At 74.0% G+C, this 6,150-nt stretch carries 6 protein-coding genes; 2 read left to right on the top strand and 4 right to left on the bottom strand.

All coding sequences use genetic code 11. The features are described 5' to 3' along the window. On the bottom strand, positions 1-849 hold an 849-nt coding region (locus ACFV0Q_RS37125), incomplete at its 3' end, for a PhzF family phenazine biosynthesis protein (RefSeq protein WP_385011810.1). A gap of 11 nt (positions 850-860) precedes the next feature. Next, positions 861-2,144: an MFS transporter gene (locus tag ACFV0Q_RS37120; protein ID WP_385011807.1), complete on the bottom strand. Its 1,284-nt coding sequence runs from the start codon at positions 2,142-2,144 to the stop codon at positions 861-863. A gap of 89 nt (positions 2,145-2,233) precedes the next feature. Between ACFV0Q_RS37120 and ACFV0Q_RS37115 the strand changes: the two genes are divergently transcribed. Continuing rightward, on the top strand, positions 2,234-3,154 hold the full coding sequence (locus ACFV0Q_RS37115; RefSeq protein WP_385011804.1) for an ArsR family transcriptional regulator: 921 nt from the start codon (positions 2,234-2,236) through the stop codon (positions 3,152-3,154). Between the two features lie 8 nt (positions 3,155-3,162). Here the strand turns inward: ACFV0Q_RS37115 and ACFV0Q_RS37110 are convergent, their stop codons facing one another. Then, entirely contained in the window at positions 3,163-3,801 is a 639-nt protein-coding gene (locus tag ACFV0Q_RS37110; protein WP_385011802.1) for a hypothetical protein, read from the bottom strand. 105 nt (positions 3,802-3,906) lie between these two features. On the opposite strand from ACFV0Q_RS37110, the gene ACFV0Q_RS37105 reads away from it, so the two are divergent. Further along, positions 3,907-4,299 carry a two-component system response regulator gene (locus ACFV0Q_RS37105; protein ID WP_385011800.1) on the top strand — a complete coding sequence of 131 codons (393 nt, stop codon included), beginning with the start codon at positions 3,907-3,909 and terminating at the stop codon, positions 4,297-4,299. 3 nt (positions 4,300-4,302) lie between these two features. Here ACFV0Q_RS37105 and ACFV0Q_RS37100 read toward each other — a convergent pair. Beyond that, positions 4,303-6,150: family 20 glycosylhydrolase (locus tag ACFV0Q_RS37100; protein WP_385011798.1), on the bottom strand; the 1,848-nt coding region annotated here is incomplete at its 5' end.

The following is a 6,150-nucleotide window of genomic DNA, read 5'->3' as shown; positions in this document are numbered from 1 at the left end:
GGCATCCCCGCGCCCGTACGCGCTGATGGTCATCTCCCCGGTACGGCCCGTGAAGCGGCCCTGCCGCAGCACGCGGGGCTCGCCGTCGGCGATGCGGCCGTGGCGGCGCAGGTACGCGGCGGCGCAGCCCGCGCCGCTGCCGGTGGCCGTGTCCTCGAGGGCTCCGTCGTTGGTCCAGTGCCTCCCTTCCATGGCGGCGGCGTCGAGGAGGTAGGCGAACCCGGCCCCGACGCGGCCCAGCGGAACGTCGAGCGGAGCGGCGACGCGGGCCCGGGCCAGCGCGTCTCCCCGTACGGGAACCACCAGGTAGCGCAGGCCGGTCGACACCGTCTCGGGCGGCAGGTCCGGATCGAGGTCGTGGGCATCGAGGGAGAACCAGGAGGCGATCTCGGCGGCGGTCACGGCATCCGGGCCGCACGGGCGGCCGGCGAACTCGGCGGGTCCCTGGTCCAGCGTGCCCTCGTAGCGCCGCGGTCCGCTGCGGCGGGTGGCGACTTCCACCGTGCGGGCCCGCAGCCGCAGGGTCCATGTGATGCCCTCGCTTCGCGGGGCGTCCGGCGGAGCGTCCAGGGCGTGCAGCGCGCTCGCGGCTCCGACGAGGGGGTGTCCCGCGAAGTCGAGTTCCCCGGCGAGGGCGAAGACCCGCGCCCGGCAGGTGTGCGGCCGGGCGGGGTCCCGGGTCAGGAAGACCGACTCGAAGTGCCGCAGTTCTCTGGTGATGGCCAGCATCTGGGTTCCGGTGAGGACTTCGGCGTCGGGGAACACCGCCAGGCTGTTGCCGCTGTAGGGGCGGCTGGTGAACACGTCGACGTGGATGTAGCGCACGGGGTACTCCCTGAAGGCGGGCACGGCGGGCAGGGTCACGGAGTCGGCAGTTCGCGAGCCGTCCTCAGCGGCGAGAGGAGGAGGGGGACTACGGCGAGCAGCTCGCCCAGCGCCCCGGTCCACAGGGCCGGCCGGGCCCCGAGGTGCTGCCCCAGCAGCCCTCCGACGAGCGCGCCGACCGGCATCGCCCCCCACACCACGAAGCGGAACGTCGCGGTCATCCGGCCCAGGAGCGGCTCCGGGCACAGCCGCTGCCGGTAGGCGACCGAGGTGACCTTGAAGGTCATGAAGGCGGTCCAGCCCAGCCCTTGGAGGGCGACGGCGACGGCGAACCGCCCGTCCGCCTGGTAGAAGGGCAGCGCCAGCAGCCACAGCAGGCCGCTGACGACCACCGACGCGCACATGGCCCGTCCCTGCCCGAACGCGGTGGCGATCCGCTGGGTGAGGAGGCTGCCGATCAGCCCGCCCACGGCTTCGGCGGTGAACACCGCACCGCACAGCAGCGGGGACAGCCCGAGGTCCCCGGCGAGCAGCACCAGGAGCATGGACGCGCCGATGGTTCCGCACAGGTTGGAGACGGCGGCGGCGAGGGTGAGCGCCCGGAGCACGGGGTGCCCGAAGACGAAGCGGAGCCCTTCGGTGATCTCGGCGCGCAGCGTGGCGTCCGGCCGCGCCCCGGACCGTTCGCCGAGGGGGCGTACGCGCGAGACGAGGAGCGCCGAGACGGCGAAGCTGAGGGCGTCGGCGGCGAGGGCGACGGGCGCCGTGAGCGCGCCGACCAGGGCTCCGGCCAGACCCGGGCCGCCGACCTGGGTGATGTTGCGCGTGGCTTCCAGCCTGACGTTCGCCCGCACCAGGCCCGTCCCGCCCACCAGGCGCGGCAGTGCGCTCTGGGCGGCCACGTCGAAGAAGACCGTGCACACCGACATCCCGAAGGCGACGGCGTACAGCTGGAGGAGCGTCAGCGCTCCCAGCCAGGCGGCGGCGGGGACCGACAGGAGCAGGGCGGCGCGGCCGAGGTCGCCCGCGATCATCAGGGGCCGCAGGGGCAGCCGGTCCACCCAGGCACCGGCGGGCAGGCCGATGAGCAGGAAGGCCAGGTACTCGGACATGACGAGGAGGCCGGCTTCGAACGGTGTCGCGTCGAGGGTGCCGATCGCCACGAGGGGAAGCGCGAGCAGGGTCACGGCGGAACCGGACTGGCTCACGGTGTCGGCGATCCACAACGGGCGGAAGCCGGAGGGCGAGGGGGGTCCGGCGCGTCGGGAGCCGAGGGTGCGGACGGTGCGGAGGGCCGCGCCGGGGCGGGAGTGCGTCATGAGGGCGAAGATCGCCGGGCCCGGGGCGGCGCGGCCATTGTTTTAGTCTGGGCCGAAAGGTGGGCGGGGCGCGGGGACGGGGCGAGGGCATGGGTGAGGTGCGGTTCGGTGTGCACGACGTCGCGGGCGTCAGGTTCGCGATATCGCCGCTGTGGGAGACGGTGGTGAGTTTCCGGGCCGTGTCGGATCCGGGGCGCTACGCCGTCCACCTGCCGTGGATCACGGCGGTACGGGGACTGCGGGAGGAGCGCGCCCTGGCCCGGCGGACGGCCCCCCTGCGGGCCCTGGCCGCCGTGGATCCCCTCCGGCCGGACGTGCCGGGCTTCCTGACGCCCCCTCCCCGCTGCCCGCTGGCGGAGTTCGAGGAGGAGCTCGCGATCCTGCTGGCCACCCCGCCGGCCGCCCAGGAGCCCGAAGTGTGCCTGCCGGAGCTGGCGGACGCCCTGCATGCCTGGTGGGAGGCGGCGGTGCGACCGTACTGGCCCCGGATCCGGGCGGTCCTGGAGGCGGACATCGCGTACCGGACCCGGCAACTCGCGGAGGACGGCATCCAGGAGGTGCTCGCCCGCCTCCATCCCGCACTGCGCTGGACCGGCGACCGCCTGGTCTCCCCCGACCTGGCCCCGGCGGTCCTCGAACTGGACGGTACGGGATTCACCCTGGCCCCCAGCGCCTTCGCGGTCCGCTGCCGGCTGCTGACCGGACCCGGGCCGACGCCGCCGGCCGCCGTCTACCCCTCGCGGGCCGTCGGCACCCTGTGGGAGCGGCGCGGCGCTCCGGGCGAGGGGCTGGCCCGCCTGCTGGGCCGCAGCCGGGCCCGGCTCCTGGCGTTCACCAGCTCGCCGGCCACCACGACGCAGCTGGCCGCCCGGACCGGGCTCAGCCTCGGCGCGGTCTCCCAGCACCTCGCGGTGCTGCGCGAGGCCGGTCTCGTCACGAGCCACCGTTACCGGCGCGAGGTGCACTACGCCACGAGCGAGCTCGGCGACGCCCTGCTGGAGCGGGCGTAGGCCGCGCCCTACCCCACCGGCGTCAGCGGTACCGGCTCCCGGTCGGGAGCGCGCCGGGCGCGGGCCGGCGGGGCGAGGGCGGCGCAGAAGAAGGCGGCGGAGAGCGGCATCAGGTCGAGGCCGCCGACCGCCGCGGTGGCGATGCCGGCCACCGCAGCGAGGGGGCTCCAGAGGGGGACGCGGCGGCGGGCGGAGAGCTGGACGAGGAGCCAGACGAGGCCGACGTAGAACATCAGCGGGCCGACGGAGTAGAGGGCGGGGACGACCCCGGGGTAGCTCTGGACCTGTTCGAAGAGCCGCTCCATGCCGGCCCGGTCGGCGGCGCGGAAGCCCACGACGAGGTCGATGCACGCCTGGGCGGTCACGGCCAGGGCGCCGGCCACCCCGAGGACGGCCGCGGCCCCGGCGCTCAGCCGTCCCGCGCGGCCGCTGTCCGGGCGGGCCAGGGCCAGCAGCCCGGCGAAGACCACCGTGAAGAGGAGCATCGCGGCGGCCAGCGCCAGGTGCCCGGCGGTCCAGACGGGGCCGGGGCCGTGGTCCGGGTCGGTGAGCCGGATGGCGCCGTAGGAGAGGATGAGGGCCGGTGCCGTCGCGAAGGCGGCCCGCGTCAGAGCCGTCCGGGCGGATCCCCGAGGTCGATGAGTCATGGATCGATCTTGTCCGCGGGGGTGGCCGGCGGACATCGGGTGGGACCCCGAGCCCACCCCGACCCGACCCCGAGGACGACCGGGGGTCAGAGCACGAGGCACACGATGAGCGACGACACCCCCGCCAAGGTCCTTCTGATCGTCAAGGACCGCCGCCTCTGGGGGCTGCTCGAACGGCTGCTCGTCACCGGGGGCTACGCGGTGGTGGACGGCGGAACCGGCCGGGAGACCCTCGGCCTGCTGGACCGGGAGGGCCCGATCGCCCTCCTCGTCTGCGAGCGCACCGGACCGGGGCTGGACGAGGTGGCGCTGTTCGAGGAGATCCGCAGGGACCCCGGCCACGGGTCCCTGCCGATCCTCGCGCTGCCCCCGGCCGACCCGGAGTGCACGGTCCAGGCGCTGAAGGCGGGGGTGGACGAGGTCCTCGCGAAGCCGTTCCATCCCACCGAGTTCCTCGACCGGGTGCACCGCCTCGCCCGGGGCGGCGCGGCCGGCTGACGGTCAGGCGATCCGCCACTGCTGGTACGCCGACCCGGCGGCCGGCTGCTGCGTGACCACCGCCCCGTCGGCGGCGGAGGCGGTGGTGAGCAGGAGGCCGCTCTTCTTGTTCGCCACCGTGGAGCCGCCGCCCGGCAGGTCGGTGATCTTCCAGTGCTGGCTGTCGGCGCCGGTGCAGGCCGCCTGGACGACGGCCGCGCCGGCGGAGGCCGAGCCGCCCGCGATGTCGGCGCACAGCCCGGAGGCGCCGTTGACCAGGGTGTGGGTGCCGTCCGCGGCGAGGGTGAGCCGCCACTGCTGGTTGGGGCCGCCGTGCGGGGTCCAGGTGATCAGCTGGGTGCCCGGGGTGGTGGAGCTCGCCGGGTCGTCGAGGGCCTTGCCGCCCGCGGTGAGGGTGCGCGGGCCGGCCGGCGGCCCCGCGTAGACCTCGAACTCGTAGAGCGAGTACCCGTAGGAGGTGCCGCGCTGGGTGCCGTACACGCGGATGTAGCGGCCGGTTCCGGTGAGGCCGGTCAGGTCCTGGACCCCGCCGGTGGCGTTGGTCGCGGAGTGGACGGTGCGCCAGGTGGCGGCGTCGTCGGAGAGCTGGATCTGGAAGGACTTCCCGTACGCCGCTTCCCACCGCAGGACGACGCGGCCGACGTTCTGCGCGGAGCCGAGGTCCACCTGGATCCACTGGGGGTCGGCGTACGCGCTGGACCAGCGGGTGCCGGGGTCGCCGTCGGTGGCGGCCGGGGCCGGGAAGTTGACGGTCTCGGTGCTGGAGGCGGTGGTCGGGCGGCCGAGGGCCAGGTTGCCGGGCTGGGCGAGGCCGGGCCAGGCCGGGTTGTGGCCGACGGCCGCGACGATCGGGGTGAACGCGGCGTACGTGGACACCGGCTTCGGGGAGCCCCAGGTCTGCTGGGCGAGCCCGCGCAGCGGGTACATGATCCCGGCGGCGATCTGTTCCTCGGTCTCGGCGGTGGGGTTGTCGCACCAGACGTGGAGCAACGAGCCGGGGTTCTTCGCCGGGTCGGTCAGGGTGGCGCCGCCCTCGAAGCGGTCCGCGGTCCAGGTCTCGTACATCCACTTGGTGTCGGGTTTCGCGCCGCCCAGGACGTAATAGGTGGGTGTCCAGGAGGCGTTGGCGACGGTGTGCCCGGCGGCGGCGAGCTGCTGCGGGGTCAGGCCGTACGTGTACCAGTACTCGACGAGGATGCCGGGGTGCGGAGTGAGGGTGCCGTCGCCGGACTTGATGCCGTCGTTCCACATGCGGGTGGTCTTGCCGGCCGCCCGGACCAGGTCGTCCGCCCAGTTGACGAACCCGTAGTAGGTGTCCTTGGCGGTGGCGCCCGCGCCGTAGTGGGCGCGTGCGTAGCTCAGCAGCTGTGGGTACTTGGCGTAGTCGGTGACGTATTCGTCGGCGCCGATGTGCCAGTAGGGGGCGGGGAACAGCGGGAGGTACTCGCTGACGAGGTCCTTGATCAGCGCGTACGAGGCGGGGAGCGAGAGGTCGATGAAGTCGGGGCTGACCGCCCCGCCGCTGCTCTTCAGTCTGAGTTCGGGGTGTGCGGCGAGGACGGCGTTCATGTGCCCGGGGGTATCTATCTCCGGGACGATGGTGACGTGGTACTTGCGGCCGAGGGCGACCAGGTCGGCGATGTCCTGCTTGGAGTAGTGGTCGGCGGAGACGATCTCCGGGTGGGTGGCGCTCTCCAGGCGGAAGCCGAAGGTGTCCGACAGGTGGAAGTGGAAGTAGTTGAGCTTGAGGTAGGCCAGTTCCTTGATGTGCTGCTTCAGCCAGTCGACGGTGAAGAACTTGCGGCCCTGGTCGACCATGAGTCCGCGCTCGGCCTTGTCCGGCCAGTCCTG

Origin of the sequence: Streptomyces sp. NPDC059564 (genome assembly GCF_042735575.1) — a bacterium.
Classification (GTDB): domain Bacteria; phylum Actinomycetota; class Actinomycetes; order Streptomycetales; family Streptomycetaceae; genus Streptomyces.
Note: the sequence above shows the minus strand (reverse complement) of the source record. Positions and strands in the feature narration are given on the sequence as shown.